We start from the raw sequence: 16,766 nt of genomic DNA, 5'->3' as shown, positions 1-16,766 counted from the left end.
CCCCGACTCGCCTTCGGCATGAGCGTCCACCAGATTTAGCATCCGCACAAATGTCGTCTTGCCGCAGATTCCGCCAAGGTGACCCGGTAGTGGAACCCCGACCGTTCCTCGGTTGCCCAGGCCTCGAAAAACTCTGCCTTCTCGAAGAGTCTTCGACCGTGGCCGGGTGTCAGGAGCCAGAGGATAGCGCCGTCTCTGGTTACGGCGTCAACGTATCCATTGCATACGGGGCGTCCGTGCTGTCGGAGTTCGACGTTCGTGCCCACCAAGATGGTCCAATTTTTGACGGGCCTGAGGTTCATGCGTGGCAACTTTCTGTGAAGAGTTCAGCGGACGTAGTCCGCACTCGTGATGTAGGCGGGTGACCCAGTGCCGGGCGGGCGCCACCGGGGCGCCGTGTTCACCACGGGCCTCCACCGGATTCGATCATGTGTGCTGGCACGGCGCGGAAGAAAGGAGGGAGCGCGTTGATGTTCGGCTGATCGCCGAGCCAATACCCCCGCCGTCTCCGGTCACCAATTCGCCCTTGCCTCAAAACGTCCGGGGACTCCCGTCAACGTCAATCTGCTAGTCCTCAAGGGTGAAAATGGTTCGGTGCCAGGCCTTGGCCTTGTTCCCGGTGAGGTCGTACATGACGTGTTTGACAACGGTGTATTCGTCCAGGGAATAGGTGGACATGTCCTTTCCGAAACCGGACTGCTTCATTCCGCCGTGGGGCATTTCGCTGATGATTGGGATGTGGTCGTTGACCCAGACGGCGCCCGCGCGGATTTCGCGGGTGGCACGGAGGGCGCGGTAGACGTCCTTGGTCCAAGCCGAAGCGGCGAGCCCGTAGGGGGTGTCGTTGGCCAAGGCGATCGCTTGGTCGTCGGTGTCGAACGGGGTAACCGTCAGGACGGGGCCGAAGATTTCGTCGCGGAAGATTTCGCTGTCCGGGTTCGCGTCGGCCACCAGGGTGGGGCGGTAGTAGGAGCCAGCGGTTAGATCCTCGTCGGGGATTCCGCCGCCGATGACGCGTGCGTAGCCGCGGGCGCGTTCCACCATCCCGGCCACCTTGTCCCGGTGGGTTTCGGAAACGAGCGGACCCAGATCGGTGGCGGGGTCCTGGGTGCGTCCGAGTTTGACCTTGGCGTAGAGGTCCGCGACGCCGTCAATGAACTTTTCGTACAGTGAGCGGTGCACGATCGCTCGGGTGGCGGCAGTGCAGTCCTGTCCGCTGTTGATCAGGCTCCCGGCCACTGCGCCGTGAATGGCGGCCTCGAGGTCGGCGTCGTCGAATACAACGAACGGTGCCTTTCCGCCGAGCTCAAGGTGGACGCGCTTGGCAGTGGTCGCGGCCGCTTCCAGCACGGTGCGGCCCACACCGGTGGAGCCCGTGAAGGAGAGCATGTCAACGTCGGGATGGCGGAGCAGTTCGGCGCCAACGGTTGAGCCACGGCCGGTCAGGATGTTCACGACGCCGTCCGGCAGTCCCGCTTCGGTGGCCACTTCGGCGAATAAGAGCGAGGTCAATGGTGTGATCTCTGCAGGTTTGAGAACGATCGTATTGCCGGCGGCGATTGCGGGCAGGATCTTCCACGCGGCCATCTGTAGAGGGTAGTTCCACGGTGAGATGGAGCCGATGACGCCGATCGCTTCGCGGCGGATGGAAGAGGTGTGGTCGGGGGAGTATTCTCCGGTGGCTTTTCCCTCGAGGTTGCGGGCGGCGCCGGCGAAGAAGGCGATGTTGTCGATCGTGCCCGGAACGTCGAATTCTCGGGTGAGCCGGATGGGTTTTCCAGCCTGGCGTGACTCAAGTTGCGCGAACTCCTCGGCCCGTTCTTCCATGAGGGCTGCGAGCTTGGTCAACACGGCGGAACGTTCGGCCGGCGTTGCCCGGGACCATGCCGGGAACGCTTCTTTGGCCGCTTGGACTGCGCGATCCACGTCATTGCTGCCGGCAAGAGTGAGGGTAGTGATGGTCTCACCGTTGGATGGGTCGATGACGTCTATGGTTTCGCCCGTGGTGCCCTCGACGAGCTTGCCGTTGATGAACTGGCTCAAAACTCCTGCTTTCTGTCGTTCGCTAAGATGTGCGGTTGGCGGGTTGTGCACTTGATTCCAGATGGATGTTTTCGCGGCCCAATAAGGCTGAGGTCTGAGAAGTCCACAGAGGAGTGCCAGGATGGCCGCGCGGCTCAGGAAGCATGAGCCGGGGCAGCAGAATTCAGGTTTCTTACCCAGTAATGCCGGCGCTCCGCCATAGTGCGGCCTTGAACGAGCCCCCAGCCGCTTCCGGGTTCGCCTCTGGCGGAGCGCGTGGTCATGCGGCTATTGCCGGAAGGACGCCGGCGGCACGCAGGATACCGGCGAATCGTTCCCGCTCGTCGGCGGGAAGCGACTGGATGGGCAGGCGGGCTGGGCCTACGGGTTCGCCAATGAGTTCCAAACCTGCTTTGATGCCGGCGACGTAGTTAACGGACTCCAAGAAGTCGCTAATGGCCCAGAGGTGCTTCCACAGTTCGCGGGCGCGGACCAGGTCGTTTTCCTCTGCGAGGACGTTCCAGAATTCGACGGCGAGTTCGGGCACGACCCCGGCGGTGCCCCAGACGGAGGCTTCGGCGCCGCTGGCAATGCCGAAGAACGTCAGGGTGTCCCAGCCATTGAAAGCCTTGATGCGGTCCGTGCGAGCGGCCAGAAGTTCGGCAAGGCCAACAGCGTCGGCGGAGGTGTTTTTGATGTAATCGACACCATCGATGTCCCCTAGCTCAGCGAGCTCAGCTGCTGTGAGCTGGATGCCCGTCGCACCAGGAACGTTGTAGAAGACGATCGGTATGCTGATCGATCCGGCAACAGCGGAGAGGAATGCCTTCAAGGCGTTCAAGTCCAAAGGGTCAAAGAACGGCGGAACGAGCATTATCGCGTCAGCCCCAACGGTTTCGGCGTGCTGCGCAAGATCGATGGCTCCCTGGGTCGATAGCGCGCCGATGCCAGCCACGACTGGTATGCGACTGCCCGCTCCCTTGACGTAGAGCTCGATGACGCGACGGTACTCGTTGGCCGAAAGCGTCGTGAATTCGCCGGTGGTTCCGGTGGTGACGATGCCGTGGATACCGGCAGACACCAGTCGCTCAACTTGACGCTGGAGCGCTGCTTCATCGATAGCGCTGCCGTCGTCGGTGAACGGGGTGGTCACGGCTGCGAGGATGCCGCGGAGGTTTTTCGTGGTGTGAGACATGTCCTGATGGGCCTTATCTATGGATCGAGTCCGACGCGCGTATGCGGCGTCAAAAGAGGAGGAGAGGAGCTACTGGGCCAGGACCGGCTGCCTGGCGTCGGACGCCACGGAATCGGTCAGCCCCTAGGGCTGAAGAGTGGGTGAGGGCGCCCCCATAGCAGTTGTTTTGTTGTCAGACAATCTAACTACATACCAACGGTACTATCACGAGCCCTGGCCCGTCTACCCTCTCCTTCATGAAAGTCTGTAAGTCCTCCGCGCTCTACCTCGACAAGGGGGCGGATCGACCGAGATCAGCTCAAGTCCGGCCTGGCAACTTTGGCCGCCCGACCTAAGATCAAAGCGAAGTCTCCGCTCCCGCTGTGTTCTGGGCTCTCGGACTAGTGGAGATGGCCGGCCCCGCAAGCCGGTCAGTGCACCGGTCAAGACAAGCTTGAAGCGGAAGTGCTCAACCGCGGACTGATGTCCTTCATCGCAACGGCTGCGCACAGGTGCCTCCCGGCGTCGTAACCTCTGAAGAAGTAAGCCAAACACCGGCGTTTTCGATGACGCCTTGACCGGAGTCAGCCAACAGCAAGCTCAAACGCGAAGAGGGCCGGACCATACGGTCCCGCCCTCTCAACGTCTGGTTTCGTTCAACTTAGCCCAGTGAGAAAACACGTCCGTTCTGGATGCCATTAACAGACTTCACGTACGCCTGGCCAACCTCGTCCGAGGAAATCTTAGGGAATCCAGGGAAGTACTCGTGGTAACCAGTGGCTTCCTCAAGAACCGAAGGGCTGACGGTGTTGATACGAATTCCACGCGGAAGTTCAGCAGCGGCCGCCATCACGAACGACTCAAGCGCCCCATTGGCCAGGGAGGCTGCTACGCCTGTGTTGATCGGTTCGCGCGCCAGCACGCCGGTAGTCAGGGTGAACGATCCGCCATCGTTAACATGCGGAGTTCCCAACAGCACCAAATTGACTTGTCCCAAAACCTTATTCGACACGCCAGACTCAAAATCCGCGGCCGTCAGGTCTGCCAGCGGCTTGAAAGGCACGACGCCGGTGCACGCGACCACGGCGTCCACCTTCCCAACCGCTTCAAACATCTTCGGAATGGACTCGTGGTCCGCCAAGTCCACTCGAACGTCCCCGTTTCTTGAGGCCTGGATCACCTCATGGCGTTCCGAAAGGGCCGCTGAAGCTGCTGAGCCCAAAAGTCCGGTTGCTCCAATGACCAACACCTTCATACTGTCTCCTCCTGCTGCTCGAGCAGCTTGATCAGCTGCTCTGCGCTGTCCAGGGTGTGGACAGCGAAAGCCGCTTCAATCGCTTCCATATCTCCCGAACGCATGCTGCGTACCAATTGTTCGTGTATTTCAAGGGCTCGAGCGGGGTCCGCCCTGGCCGCCTGATCCTGCGCCAGCGCTATGGTCAGATGAGCCTCGGTAACAGGCCAAAAACGCAGGAGCAATGCATTTTCAGAGGCAACCCAAAAACTCCTATGGAAGGCGATGTGCGCCTCATGGAGGACCGCCGGGTCTGGGTAAGAAGCGATCCTGCGGTACTCGTCCCAAGCGGCTTCCACCATCGCCAGCCGCCGTCCGGTGGTGTCTTCCAGGATTGTTGCAGCGGCAAGCATATCGAGTGCCGTGCGGGCCTTCGCGATGTCCATGATCTCCGAGGGGCGCAATGTGGCGACCCGAAGGCCTCTATATGGTTCCTGGACCAGCAGCCCCTCCTGAGCCAGCTGGGTCAGAGCTTCGCGGATGGTGGGACGGCTGACATTCAGCATCGATGAGAGCTTGACTTCAGTCAGCTTGTCCCCGGGTTTTAGGGTTCCCACGACAATTGCGCGTCGAATTTCCTTCATGACGGCATCGCGGCGCGATACCGATGCCACGGGAGACAAAGTGGAACGATCACTCATGTTAGCGCCTACTGTCGTCGATGCTGATTGTCAGACGATAGCAGTCTAACCTCTGGGCCTACTGGATAGATTCGTCTGCGAGGGGTAGCGAACTTGGCGTCTCAATCTCCAGCGAATCGATTCTGTCGAAGTGCATATCCATGGCAGCCATGGCGCTTGCCGGATCCTTGGCTTTGATGGCTTCAAGGATGGCGCGATGTAGCACTCTCATTTCATCTACATCGTTAGCGAGTCGAAGCATTCGGGAGCGGCGGGAACTCACCGAGTCCGCGATCAGGTCACCGACTGCCGTGGAGAAAAAGATCAGCGCAGCGTTCCCGGAGGCCTGGAAAATGGCGTGGTGAAAATCCAGGTCAGCTGCATAGAGGGCATCTGGCGATGTGGACTTTTCCATCCGCATCACGGCATCTTCTGCGTGGGCCACAGGTATGGGTTTGAAGTCCTCCGCTGCCATTTTGGCTGCCTGCCGTTCGAGCGCGACTCTCACCGGCTGAAAGGCTGAAGCGGATGAGAGGGCCGACGAATGCAAGCCTATCTTCAACGCCGCTGCGACATCATGCGGCTTCACAGTGCGCGTGTAGGTCCCTGCGGCGCCTCTTCTTTCGAGGGCGCCCATGGCTTCCAACATCCTGAGCCGGTGACGCAACGCCGTCCGCGAAGTCTCCCATTGGACAACGAGCTCCCGTTCAGATGGAATGCGCTGATCCGGCCCGACGTCCTCCATCAATTTCAGTAACCTGACCAGAAGATCGTCTTCCACTGTGCCCTCCTCTGTTGGCTCTTGGCGCTACCAAGGATGTCCTTTGATGCGATATGCGCCTCTCATGGTACTAGGACTTTGAAAGACGCATCTTGACAAGGTTGCTTTGGTAACACCAAGATTGCGGTTACGGCGATGACTTAGTCCATGCTGGTCAAGCAACGGGGATTGCCATCCATAACGAGCGCCAACCCACCGCTCGGCGGGAGTCGGCATGCGGACGAATGGGTCCGGCTCGAAGATGAGCAGTGAACCGCACGCCCCCACTCACCGTGAGCGTCAGTAAGCATTCAGGATAGGAAAAGGAGACGTCATGACAGAACGTATGGCAGGGAAAACAGTCATCGTATTTGGCGGGGGATCGGTAGGTGGCGAGATTAATAACGGTCTGGCCGCGGCGCTCACCTATGCCGAAGAAGGCGCCAACGTATTCGTCGTGGACGTTTCGCCCGATGCAGTGAAGGGCTCGCTGGAAAAACTATCAGAGCTGAAGGGGTCAAGAAATCTCTCGATTTCCGTCGGTGGTGCCGTAGCGGACGTATCCGACAATGTGGCGGTGGAGGCGTCTGTCCGCGAATGCGTTTCCCAAGTAGGGAAGCCCAGTGTGCTCCATAACAATGTGGGCATCGCAAGGATGGGCGGGCCGGTCGAGATGAGTCTCGAGGAGTGGGACCTTGTCATGAAGGTCAACCTCACCAGCGCCTTCATAACCAGCAAGCATGTCTTGCCAATCTTCCTCGAACAAGGCTACGGCAGCATCGTAAACATCGCGTCGGTGGGCGGCATGCGCTACCTGGGATACAACTACCCCAGCTACTCGGCGACTAAGGGAGGGCTGATTCAGTTCACCGTAAATCTGGCCCTCGAGTACGCCGACAAGGGAATCCGGGCCAACGCTGTCGCACCTGGCTTTATCGAAACGCCGATGATGTACAAGCAGATAGCCGGCAACTACCCGTCCGTTGAAGCAATGCTTGAGGCCCGCCACGCTCTCAGCCCCACGGGAAAAATGGGCACTTCATTTGACGTTGCCCAAGCGGCACTTTTCTTGGCTTCCGATGAGTCGAAATACGTAAATGGCATTTGCCTGCCCGTAGATGGCGGCCTGACAGCCTCCATAGGCCAATAATCCAGCGCGCGTGAGGAAGTCGACGTCGACCGGCGGCGACTGGCAGGCAGCCGTGACTTGCGTAAATCAGAATCGCCCCAGGCGATGGACGAGCACGCGCTGACGGCGGGACGGTAATGCCCGAGTTCCCTCCTCCCGTGTGGCCGCTGTTCCTGGCTCTGTTTTGCCTACGGCGGGGTGAGGAAGCAACCGAATTTCTAACAAGTCATTGACACGTCCAACTTGGTAGCACCATGCTGGAACAAGGAAACACCAACGAAAGGATCTTATTGTGGACGTCATTGTGGGGCAGGAACTCCTGGGCACCGAAACTGAAGCAGACCTCAGTGAGTGGCTGGTAGAAGATGGCAGTGAGGTCACCGCAGGCCAGGCCATCGCCGAGCTTGAAACTTCAAAGGTTCAGGTCGAAGTATTGTCACCAGCGAGCGGAACCCTTACGTATGTAGCAGCAGAGGGCGACGTCCTGGAACCTGAGGCGATCATCGCGAGGGTGGGCTAGCTATGACTGTCGAAATCACAGAGGCAACCAGATTCGACCTTGATATCGATGGACCATCTGCCTTGGAACTGATGAGTACCATCCGGGAGTTCGAGTCCCGGCTACCGACCTATTCGGAGGAGGGCCTGATCCGGGGCTCCACTCACCCTTCGGTAGGCATGGAAGCAGTGGCGGTGGGTGTGTCCTGGGCGCTGCGGGCCTCCGACAGTGTCGCCAGCAATCATCGCGGGCATGCCCATTGTCTGGCCAAAGGCGCCGATGCGGGAAGAACGCTGGCGGAAATCCTTGGACGTCGCGACGGGTATTGCGGCGGTAAGGGTGGCTCCATGCATATCGGAGTAAAAGAGTTGGGGCTGTTGGGAACCAACGGGATTGTCGGCGCCGGAATTGGCCTCGCCACAGGCGCCGCCCTGGCGGCCCAAGCACAGGGTACGGACAACGTGGCCGTCGCATATTTCGGCGACGGAGCCACCAACCAGGGCGTGTTGGCCGAAGCCTTCAATCTTGCAGCAATCTGGAAACTTCCCGTTATTTTTGTTTGCGAGAACAATCACTTCGCGCAATCCGCAACATTGGAGGAGATGGTGGCCCAGCCAGATCTCCGCCGGCGCGGAGAGGCTTATGGAGTGCCTTCAGTCGATGTCGATGGAATGGATGTAGAAGCGGTCAGCAACGCAGCGGCCGAGGCGGTCCAAAGGGCCCGGTCCGGGCAAGGCCCGACTTTTATCGTCGCCGACACCTATCGGTACCTGGGACATATGGCCGGAGACACGGAAATCTATAGGACTGCTGAGCAGGTGGAGCAATGGAAGGGCCGCGACCCGATCGCCCGGCTTGCGAAGAGACTCCTCGACTCGACCGTTCTGGATGAGGCACAACTCAAAGCGATAGCCACGTCCGCGCTGACGCTGGTCGACTCTGCTGAGGAGTTCGCCAAGTCTTCTCCCTTCCCGGACGTTTCTTCAGCCTTTACTCAAGTCAGCGAGGACTACCGATGAATAAGCCAGCTCAGCAGTTGACGATTTGGCGGGCACTGAACGCAGCATTGCACGATGAATTCACTGAGGATCCGTCGACAATCATCATGGGGGAGGACCTCACTACCTGGGGTACCGGTGGCGGCATCTACGGTGTCACACGCAAGATGGCTGACGTGTTTGGCAAGGAACGCGTCCGGGACACGCCCATAAGCGAAGAAACGCTGATCTCCGCCGGAGCCGGAGCCGCCATGGCGGGCACCAGGACTGTTGTCGAAATAATGTACTCGGATTTCATGCTCCTAGGGGCAGACGGACTGATCAACCAGGCCGCCAAATCCCGTTACATGTTCGGGGGCCAGTTCTCCACCCCATTGGTAGTGAGGAGTAACGGTGGATCCGGCATCGGCAAGGCGGCGCAGCACTCACAGTCGCTGGAAACCCTCTATGCCCATATCCCGGGGTTGGAGGTGGTCGTTCCCGGCACCGCGAACGACGCATACGGTCTCCTACGCAGCGCCATCAAGAGTGAGAACCCGACGGTCTTCCTCGAACACAAGGCCCTTTATTACGACAAGGGCCCCGTGACGAAGGAACTCATTCCGCTGGGACAAGCGCGGGTGGCACGTGAAGGCAAGGACCTCACTATTGTGGCAACGCAACTCATGACGAAGCGTGCCCTCGAAGCTGCCCAGGTTCTCAGCGCGCAAGGGGTAGATGTGGAAATCATCGATCCGCGGACCTTGTACCCCTTCGACATGGAGACAGTCTTCTCTTCAGTCCGGAAAACCCGGCACCTCCTAGTTGTTCACGAAGCGGTCCGGGACTTCGGATGGGGCGGAGAATTCGTCAGCAACACTGTGCAGGAATGCTGGGGGGAACTCGACGCGGCACCGCGGCGCATGGGCGCTGCACGAGCACCTATTCCTTATTCCGAGGAGCTGGAAGAGGCCGTAATCCCCTCCGCGCAGAACATCGTGGACGAAGCGCTGGCAACAGTGGGGCGCCATACGAAGCTGACAGTTTGAGACCGGCGGGGTCGCTGTTCCTGACGTAGACATCAATTCAAAGGAGTTCCCTAATGAAGATTGCTGTACTGACCAAGCAGGTCCCGGATACGGCAGAAGAGCGTAAGCTCGATGTCTCAAGCGGGCGCCTGGATCGTGGTTCGAGCGAAGCTGTCTTTGACGAGGTCAATGAACGCGCTTTGGAAGTGGCACTGCAATACAAGGACGCGGACAGGAGTACACACGTCGTCCTTGTATCCATGGGGCCGGAGTCCACAAAAGAGACGCTGCGACGAGGACTGTCCATGGGGGCGGATTCGGCTATCCATATCCTTGACAATCGGCTGGAGGCCGCCGACGCTTCACGAACGGCAAGTGTCTTGGCCGCGGCGCTGAAGACGGTCGACTTCGACGTTGTTATCACGGGCAATGAATCCACGGACGGGCGCAGTGGCGTCGTGCCGGCCATGGTCGCCGAGCACCTCGGCCTACCCCTTCTGGGCGGTCTGTTTTCTACTGATTTATCAGACGGCTACGTCCGGGGCCAGCGGCAAGGAGAAGACGGCATCCTTGGTTTGAGTGCTTCCCTCCCAGCTCTTATCTCGGTAACTGAACGTTCCCCTGATGCGCGCTTTCCCAACTTTAAGGGCATCTTGGGCGCCAAGCGCAAGCCCATAACCGTGCTCAGCCTGGCTGATCTCGGTCTGGCAAACGACGCCGGCTCCCGAACCGCTGTCCTGTCGACTCAAGTCCGCGCAGCCCGCACTGCAGGAAAGAAGATAGTCGATGACGGCACAGCCGCGAAGGAACTTGTCGAGTTCCTTGTAAGCAACCGCTTGGCCTAGTTAGGAGAAATGAAATGACGAACGTCGTAGTTCATGTAGAGACCCCTCGGTCCGGTGGCGTCAGTGGTTCAGTCGGCGGCCTATTGGCCGCTGCGGCCAAGCTAGGCAATCCTCTTGCGATCGTGTCAGGCTCCGCTTCGCCCAGTAATGAAGTGATCACCCGTCTCGGAGTGCTTGGAGCAGACAGGATTGTGTTCGCAAAAACACCGGACGCTGAGACCCTGCACATCACGCCGCAGGTCGAAGCTCTGGCAGCGGTGGTCAGGGAATTCCAGCCGGATGCGGTTCTGATTGCGAATTCAGCCGACGGCAGGGAAGTGGCAGGGCGTTTGGCTGCCCGAGTTGGAACGGGTGTACTCGCAGACGTCGTGGACGTCCGAAAGGAGAACGGACAGGTCGTCGCTACGCACTCGGTCTACGGCGGAAAGTACGCCGTCGATGCAGTTGTGGAAGGGCTTCCCATCCTCACTATCCGGCAGGGGGCCATCGAAGCCAAGGCGCCCGCTGACGGTGTGGCCAGCTTGATTTCCATCGAGGTGGCAGCCAATCCGCGGGCCGCGGTTGTGGTCGAATCATTTGTTCCCGCTTCGACGTCGACCCGGCCAGAGCTTCGCACTGCGGACAAAGTTGTATCCGGTGGTCTTGGACTCGGATCCAAAGGGAATTTTGTGCTGGTCGAGCAGTTGGCCGACGCGCTTGGCGCCGCCGTCGGCGCTTCCCGGGCAGCTGTGGATGCAGGCTTTGTGCCACAGACCTCGCAAGTGGGGCAAACAGGTGTGTGGGTGTCGCCGCAGCTCTATGTGGCGCTGGGAATCTCAGGTGCCATTCAGCATCGTGCCGGTATGGAGACCTCCAAAACGATCGTGGCCATTAATAATGACGCGGAGGCGGCCATCTTCGACGTAGCCGATTTCGGCATCGTCGGGGACGTCTCAGTGGTGGTGCCGCAATTGATCGACGCGCTTGGGTCCCGATCAGCGTGACCAAATCAGCAATGTCGTCAACAAAGACGTCGTCTGCAACGAAGAGTGTCGCGAAGGCAAAAACATATTGGGGAGCGGCGGCGACTCTTGTGGCTGCGCTGGCCGCTGTATTCACTGCCAAATGGTTGATCGGGTTGGACGAAGTAGCTGACTTTATCCGAACGTATCCGGGGCATACTGAACTGCCCCAGGGTACTCCTGAAGGTATGCCGGGGTGGTTGTCCTGGCAACACTTCCTCAACGCGTTCTTTCTCCTGCTGATCATTCGATCAGGCTGGCAGGTGCGGACTACCACCAAGCCATCGGCCTACTGGACGCGCAACAACAAGGGGTTTCTTCGCACGAAAAAGCCCCCCACCAAAATCAGTCTGGAGCTGTGGTTCCACCTGACACTTGACTTCCTGTGGGTGCTCAACGGCCTGGTTTTCGTGGTTTTGCTAGTGGTCTCCGGACGCTGGGGGCGCGTGGTACCGACTCAGTGGGAGGTCTTTCCGAATGCCCTGTCGGCACTGATTCAGTACGCTTCGCTCAACTGGCCCACTGAGAACGGTTGGGTCAACTACAACTCGCTTCAGGTGTTGGCATACTTCACCGTCGTTTTCATAGCCGCTCCGTTGGCGATGCTGACAGGGTTACGGATGTCTCCGGTCTGGCCAAGAGATGCCCAGACCATAAACAAGTTCTATCCCATTGATTTGGCGCGGGCAGTGCATATTCCTGTCATGATTTTCTTTGTCGCTTTTGTTGTCGTTCATGTATTCCTGGTCTTTGCCACCGGCGTGCTAAGGAACCTGAACCACATGTATTCGGGATCGGACGATGAGGGGTGGCTGGGCCTCATCCTCTTTTCTGTTTCCTTTGTCGTCATGATGGCCGCTTGGCTTGCTGCACGGCCCCTGCTTCTACGACCCGTTGCATCCCTGACGGGAAAGATCTCCCGTTAGGCATGGCGCCTCCCGGGCCCCATCTGGAACTACCCCAGGACGAACGTAGCGCCGTGCTGGAGATCCATTTTCTGCAGGTTCAGCTGACGCTGCTGGCGCAACCTCAGAACCTAAATTGCAGGGCACCTATACCTGCCTAATCAAATAGTTTTTAGAACAAGTAACTATCTTCAATATCGCCTGGGTTTGCCCGGAAAATGCTTGACAGTGCGAAGAGATCTTGAGGATATTTGACTAACAAATCAATCCAAATAATTCGACCTAGCGTCAATGGGGTCGGCTCAACTTCCCAAAGGACAACAGATGATTATTGAGCGGGATGTCAAGATTCCCCTCCGCGATGGAGTCAGGGTCGCCGCGACCCTCTACCGGCCTGACGCGTCCGCTGCATTGCCTGCGGCCCTCATTTTTGCGCCCTATCGCAAGGACGACCTCAACGCCATCGAGGATGAGTTCCAGACCGAGTACTTCGCGACAAACGGATATGCCTCACTTCAGGTGGACATGCGGGGATGCGGGGCATCAGAAGGTGTCCGCTGGGAGTCGTTCGACGGTGACGGTGAGGGCCAGGACGCCTATGACGTCGTCGAGTGGATCGCACAGCAAGATTGGTGCGATGGCAACGTGGGCATGTATGGATTCTCGTATCCAGGACGCACCTCGTTGGAGGCGGCAGCATTGCGTCCTCCCCATTTGAAAGCTATCGCTCCGATCATGCCGCCCGCTGACGCCTACGAGCTCTGGTATCCCTCGGACGTCCCAGCGCCGTACATCTCCTCGACTTGGGCTGGGTTCATGCTGGCAATGGAGCTCCTGCCGCCTGGCCGGCAGGACACTGCTGGCGCATGGCACGGCATCTGGCTCAAGCGTCTCGAGCAATTTGCGGAGCGCTCCCAAGAGTGGCGTCGCCACCCCGACCGTGAAGATTCCTACTGGGCGTCACGGGCAATCGACTGGAGCAAGATCGAGGCGGCAACGTTCGTTATCGGCGGGTGGCGTGACCTCTTCCCCCGGGAAGTCACATGGGGTTTCGAGGCGCTCAAGGCGCCGCGCAAGCTTATGATCGGACCGTGGGAGCATGCCCTTCCCCACGCCGCACCGCTGGGCACCACGGATCATCTCACACTGATCAAGGCGTGGTTCGACCGTTACCTGAAGAACGACACCACGGCCGTGAGCGAGGACGATCCAGAGGTGGCTGTATGGGTATACGGGGCAGAGAAGTGGCGCTCTGAACGCGAGTGGCCTGTCGTCGAGAGAGCTGTAACCCACCCGCTCAAGTTGTCAGCGAATCACCAGCTCATCACTGACGAGGGGGCGGCTGTGGCTCACGAGTACTCCTATCATGGTGATCCGACAGTAGGTGCCCACTCCGTGCTGTTCGACGGCTTGGGGGGTGGACTGGCAGCGGCCTTGGACCAGGGGCCTGATGACATCAAGTCGCTCACCTTCGACTCCGCGCCTTCGGAGGAGATCATCGACATTCTGGGTGTGCCGCACGCGTCTCTCTTCGTCGCAGTCGACGAAGGAAGCGAACTCGACCTCACGGTCAAACTCAGCCACGTGGGCCCCGACGGTCGCGCCACGCTCATCTGCCTGGGTTCGGCCCGGCTAACCGAGGATGGACCGGAAGGGGCAAACTTCGTGCACGGCAAGTTTGCGCGGCTGGACGTGCCGCTGTTCCCCATTGCCTACCAAGTCCCAGCCGGTCATCACCTGCGGGTGTCTATCGCTGTAGGAGATTTCCCACGGCACTGGCCGTCTTCTGTCACGCCGAGCATCCGTCTCGCGACCGGCGACATGCTGGTGTCCGAGGTACGGCTCCCACTCGTCGACGACCACGTATGGGACAGCCCGGTCCTCCCTGCACCGGACCCGACGGTCAACGTCATGCCACTCGCACTCGAGGGCGGTTTCGTAGATCGTCGCGTCGAGACCAGCGTGGCCACCGGTGCAGTCGTAACCGCGATTGAGTCGAGAGGATCGGCCTACCTCCCATCGGGAACCGGCGACCTTCTGACGTTCGATTCGACTTTTCGGTTTTCCGTCACAGCCAGCCGCCCGGACGCTGCGCAGGTGGACACAGACGTCACGGTCTCGATGGGGCTGGAGGGAGGGGCCAATGTTGAGGTCCACGCCGTCACGTGGCAGACGCGGCACGCCCACTGGGCCAAAGCCACTGTCTCGCTGAACGGTTCCCCCTTCTTCGAGAGGAACTTCGCCATCTGACGGCCTTGGTACGAAGAGCGCCTACCGCGATCGTGAACTGCTCTCCGAAAGTTGGACTGCCAAACTCAGTTCTGACTTCCGGAGAGCAGTTTTTTGCATGCATGTAGTTCGTGGTCAGAGGGGCCGGCTGGTTCAGGGGGACCGAACCGTGCAACCCCATGGACGGCCAGGCAGTCTCTGGTCCCGTAGCTGGCGAGGAACAGCAACGTGCGGCCGCGTGTCCACTGCTGCAACCTGACTGCCGCGCAGGATCAGCCTTGAAACCCCCGGTCGAACCTGCATCCGTCATCAAGCTTTGAAAATTGGAGGACTTAGCGATATGACTCTAGAACATACGGCCCGTTCCCTTACTGCCCAGGTCAGAAGCCGGGGAAATAGGTTGCAGCGTTCCGCATCATGGAACGTTGCGCACGATGAGAGCAGGGACTTCCGCGTGCCTGGAGCGCAGAGTCTTCATCGCGGTCTCATGCTGCTTGACCTGGTGGCCGTGATGTCCCGCGAACAGTGCGGCGGTGTCACACTGGCGGACCTGGTCAGGGTGACTGGAGCACCGAAGTCCTCGATCCACAGGATCGCACACGCTCTGGTGGAGGCTGGCTACGTCGAGCGGACGGAGGTTGGTAACTATCGTCTGGGGCTGCATGCCCAGGTTCTCGGGCAGCTTGCCGTTGCTAACTTGGATCCCATTGTGGAGGCCTCATCGGACAGTCTCCGCCGGCTGGCGGCGCTTTCTGAGGACACCACTTTCCTTACTGTTCGCCAAGGCACCTATGGCCTCTGCCTGCGTCGAGAGGAGGGCGCGGGAATCATACGGAACAACGCCATGGGGGTGGGGGATCGCCACCCGTTGGGCGTCGGGGCAGGAGCGCTGGCCATCCTCGCGAGCCTCGGGGATGACGAAGTGGATGAGGCGATCGAGAGAAATGACCAGGTGGTTGCCAGGCATTACCCTCTTGTGTCCGAGTCGGTTCTCCGTAAGTCGATTGGACAGGTTCGTGCGGACGGTTTTGCGCTGAATCCTGGGCTCGCAGCCGTCGGCTCGTGGGCCATCGGTATCGCACTCCACGACAGCGAGGGGGTGCCCCGTGCAGCGCTGAGCATCGCGAGTGTCGAAGAGCGCCTCAGTGGCTCGCGACGTGACTATCTGGTTGCCGCCCTCAAGCGCGAACAAGCTCTGATTCAGGAAGCTGTCAGCGACCGACTTAGTGAGAGGCCTTAGGGGTGAGCGAGCTAAGGAAGTCGTTGAGGAGCTCGAACGTCTGATCGGGCTGCTGTTCGGCCAGGAAGTGCCCGGCGTCAACCGAAGATCCTCGAACGTCGCTGGCGTATTCGCGCCACACGGCAAGCGGATCGAACAGCTGGCCGACAACCCCTGCGGACCCCCAGATGATCTGTAACGGGCACTCCACGCGCTGATCACGGCTTTCACGGTCGTGCTCGAGGTCGATGGAAGCGGCTGCTCTGTAGTCCTCGCACATGGCGTGGATCATCTGTGGATCGCTGAAGCAGCGCTCGTACTCAGCCATCGCCTCCGGCGCGAACACGGACGAGCTGCTCCCGAACGAGTTCAGCACGTGGTGCAGGAACTTTACCGCCGCTGGTGTGATGAGATCCTCCGGCAATGGGGCCGGCTGGATGAAGGCGAACCAGTGCCAGTAGGCCGTTGCCAGTTCTCGGGTCACATGAGAGTAGTTGTACTCGGTCGGCAGCACGTCGAGGATGGACGCACCGAAAACGCGTTCAGGGTGGTCCAGCAGGAGCCGATGCGCTACACGGGCGCCTCGGTCGTGAGCCACAACTGCGAATCGCTCATGGTCCAACGCGGACATGAGACGTACCTGGTCGAGCGCCATGGCACGGAATGAGTATTCCGCGTGGTCTGCACCCGACGTCGGCTTCGAGCTGTCCCCGTATCCCCGAAGATCTGCGGCGACCACCGTGAAGCTGCGCGCAAGGTTGGGCGCGATCTTGTGCCACATGGCGTGCGTCTGCGGCGCTCCGTGCAGCATTAGAACCGCTGGACCGGTGCCTCCGACGACGCAGGCGATGTCGACGTCGCCGACGCGAATATTGTGCTCTTCAAATCCTTCAAACATCAAACGATCATGGAGGGTCCGGCCAGCGCTCGTCAACAGAATTTGCCAATAACGGACAAGTCCCCGTTCCACCCTGTGGGAGGGCCGGCAAAGACAGCTCGCTGAACGCAGTCGACGCTCCGCGAAGTGCCTCCGCGCTTGTTACGGACAGCTTTCATATTCAGTA

Annotated in this window: 15 protein-coding genes; 9 read left to right on the top strand and 6 right to left on the bottom strand. The window is 59.8% G+C overall.

The genetic code is table 11. The annotated features are described in order from the left end of the window. Nucleotides 1-567: 567 nt before the first annotated feature. From GVL04_RS02065 to GVL04_RS02045, 5 genes are all read right to left on the bottom strand, one after another. Nucleotides 568-2,043: a gamma-aminobutyraldehyde dehydrogenase gene (locus GVL04_RS02065; protein ID WP_159698770.1), complete on the bottom strand. Its 1,476-nt coding sequence runs from the start codon at nucleotides 2,041-2,043 to the stop codon at nucleotides 568-570. Nucleotides 2,044-2,302: 259 nt separating this feature from the next. Next, nucleotides 2,303-3,217, bottom strand: coding sequence for a dihydrodipicolinate synthase family protein (locus GVL04_RS02060; protein ID WP_159698767.1), 915 nt, complete (start codon nucleotides 3,215-3,217; stop codon nucleotides 2,303-2,305). Nucleotides 3,218-3,857: 640 nt separating this feature from the next. Continuing rightward, nucleotides 3,858-4,451 carry a short chain dehydrogenase gene (locus tag GVL04_RS02055; RefSeq protein WP_159698764.1) on the bottom strand — a complete coding sequence of 198 codons (594 nt, stop codon included), beginning with the start codon at nucleotides 4,449-4,451 and terminating at the stop codon, nucleotides 3,858-3,860. Further along, nucleotides 4,448-5,131, bottom strand: a complete 684-nt coding sequence (locus GVL04_RS02050) for a GntR family transcriptional regulator (protein ID WP_159698761.1) — start codon at nucleotides 5,129-5,131, stop codon at nucleotides 4,448-4,450. The genes GVL04_RS02055 and GVL04_RS02050 overlap by 4 nt, the downstream gene beginning before the upstream one ends. Before the next feature lie 58 nt (nucleotides 5,132-5,189). Further along, the gene (locus GVL04_RS02045; protein ID WP_159698759.1) at nucleotides 5,190-5,891 is read right to left on the bottom strand and encodes a FadR/GntR family transcriptional regulator; all 702 of its coding nucleotides are present in this window, start codon (nucleotides 5,889-5,891) and stop codon (nucleotides 5,190-5,192) included. A 313-nt stretch (nucleotides 5,892-6,204) separates the two neighbouring features. On the opposite strand from GVL04_RS02045, the gene GVL04_RS02040 reads away from it, so the two are divergent. From GVL04_RS02040 to GVL04_RS02000, 9 genes are all read left to right on the top strand, one after another. Further along, nucleotides 6,205-7,020: an SDR family NAD(P)-dependent oxidoreductase gene (locus tag GVL04_RS02040; protein ID WP_159698756.1), complete on the top strand. Its 816-nt coding sequence runs from the start codon at nucleotides 6,205-6,207 to the stop codon at nucleotides 7,018-7,020. Between the two features lie 271 nt (nucleotides 7,021-7,291). Next, nucleotides 7,292-7,519, top strand: coding sequence for a biotin/lipoyl-containing protein (locus tag GVL04_RS02035; protein ID WP_159698753.1), 228 nt, complete (start codon nucleotides 7,292-7,294; stop codon nucleotides 7,517-7,519). Nucleotides 7,520-7,521: 2 nt separating this feature from the next. Next, nucleotides 7,522-8,517, top strand: coding sequence for a thiamine pyrophosphate-dependent dehydrogenase E1 component subunit alpha (locus GVL04_RS02030; RefSeq protein WP_159698750.1), 996 nt, complete (start codon nucleotides 7,522-7,524; stop codon nucleotides 8,515-8,517). Continuing rightward, nucleotides 8,514-9,524, top strand: coding sequence for an alpha-ketoacid dehydrogenase subunit beta (locus GVL04_RS02025; protein ID WP_159698747.1), 1,011 nt, complete (start codon nucleotides 8,514-8,516; stop codon nucleotides 9,522-9,524). The genes GVL04_RS02030 and GVL04_RS02025 overlap by 4 nt, the downstream gene beginning before the upstream one ends. A 53-nt stretch (nucleotides 9,525-9,577) precedes the next feature. Continuing rightward, nucleotides 9,578-10,348, top strand: coding sequence for an electron transfer flavoprotein subunit beta/FixA family protein (locus GVL04_RS02020; protein ID WP_159698744.1), 771 nt, complete (start codon nucleotides 9,578-9,580; stop codon nucleotides 10,346-10,348). A 14-nt stretch (nucleotides 10,349-10,362) separates the two neighbouring features. Continuing rightward, on the top strand, nucleotides 10,363-11,331 hold the full coding sequence (locus GVL04_RS02015; RefSeq protein ID WP_159698741.1) for an electron transfer flavoprotein subunit alpha/FixB family protein: 969 nt from the start codon (nucleotides 10,363-10,365) through the stop codon (nucleotides 11,329-11,331). An 11-nt stretch (nucleotides 11,332-11,342) separates the two neighbouring features. After that, a complete protein-coding gene (locus tag GVL04_RS02010) occupies nucleotides 11,343-12,275 on the top strand; it encodes a cytochrome b/b6 domain-containing protein (RefSeq protein WP_159699092.1) in 933 nt (310 codons plus the stop codon). Nucleotides 12,276-12,578: 303 nt separating this feature from the next. Next, nucleotides 12,579-14,504, top strand: a complete 1,926-nt coding sequence (locus GVL04_RS02005) for a CocE/NonD family hydrolase (protein WP_159698738.1) — start codon at nucleotides 12,579-12,581, stop codon at nucleotides 14,502-14,504. A gap of 319 nt (nucleotides 14,505-14,823) precedes the next feature. Further along, a complete protein-coding gene (locus GVL04_RS02000; RefSeq protein ID WP_159698735.1) occupies nucleotides 14,824-15,723 on the top strand; it encodes an IclR family transcriptional regulator in 900 nt (299 codons plus the stop codon). On the opposite strand, the gene GVL04_RS01995 is transcribed toward GVL04_RS02000, so the two are convergent. Next, complete coding sequence (locus GVL04_RS01995; protein WP_159698732.1) at nucleotides 15,707-16,600, bottom strand: alpha/beta fold hydrolase; 894 nt, start codon at nucleotides 16,598-16,600, stop codon at nucleotides 15,707-15,709. The two genes, GVL04_RS02000 and GVL04_RS01995, sit on opposite strands and share 17 nt — an antisense overlap. Nucleotides 16,601-16,766 lie beyond the last annotated feature (166 nt).

Origin of the sequence: Arthrobacter sp. 18067 (genome assembly GCF_902706295.1) — a bacterium.
Taxonomy (GTDB): domain Bacteria; phylum Actinomycetota; class Actinomycetes; order Actinomycetales; family Micrococcaceae; genus Arthrobacter.
This window is presented reverse-complemented; position numbering and strand designations above follow the sequence as displayed.

Coding starts and splice junctions, on each gene's coding strand:
- GVL04_RS02025 (WP_159698747.1), top strand. CDS start 8,514: ATGAATAAGCCAGCTCAGCAGTTGACGATTTGGCGGGCACTGAACGCA.
- GVL04_RS02010 (WP_159699092.1), top strand. CDS start 11,343: ATGTCGTCAACAAAGACGTCGTCTGCAACGAAGAGTGTCGCGAAGGCA.
- GVL04_RS02050 (WP_159698761.1), bottom strand. CDS start 5,131: ATGAGTGATCGTTCCACTTTGTCTCCCGTGGCATCGGTATCGCGCCGC.
- GVL04_RS02000 (WP_159698735.1), top strand. CDS start 14,824: ATGACTCTAGAACATACGGCCCGTTCCCTTACTGCCCAGGTCAGAAGC.
- GVL04_RS02055 (WP_159698764.1), bottom strand. CDS start 4,451: ATGAAGGTGTTGGTCATTGGAGCAACCGGACTTTTGGGCTCAGCAGCT.
- GVL04_RS02040 (WP_159698756.1), top strand. CDS start 6,205: ATGACAGAACGTATGGCAGGGAAAACAGTCATCGTATTTGGCGGGGGA.
- GVL04_RS02020 (WP_159698744.1), top strand. CDS start 9,578: ATGAAGATTGCTGTACTGACCAAGCAGGTCCCGGATACGGCAGAAGAG.
- GVL04_RS02060 (WP_159698767.1), bottom strand. CDS start 3,217: ATGTCTCACACCACGAAAAACCTCCGCGGCATCCTCGCAGCCGTGACC.
- GVL04_RS02005 (WP_159698738.1), top strand. CDS start 12,579: ATGATTATTGAGCGGGATGTCAAGATTCCCCTCCGCGATGGAGTCAGG.
- GVL04_RS02015 (WP_159698741.1), top strand. CDS start 10,363: ATGACGAACGTCGTAGTTCATGTAGAGACCCCTCGGTCCGGTGGCGTC.
- GVL04_RS02030 (WP_159698750.1), top strand. CDS start 7,522: ATGACTGTCGAAATCACAGAGGCAACCAGATTCGACCTTGATATCGAT.
- GVL04_RS01995 (WP_159698732.1), bottom strand. CDS start 16,600: ATGTTTGAAGGATTTGAAGAGCACAATATTCGCGTCGGCGACGTCGAC.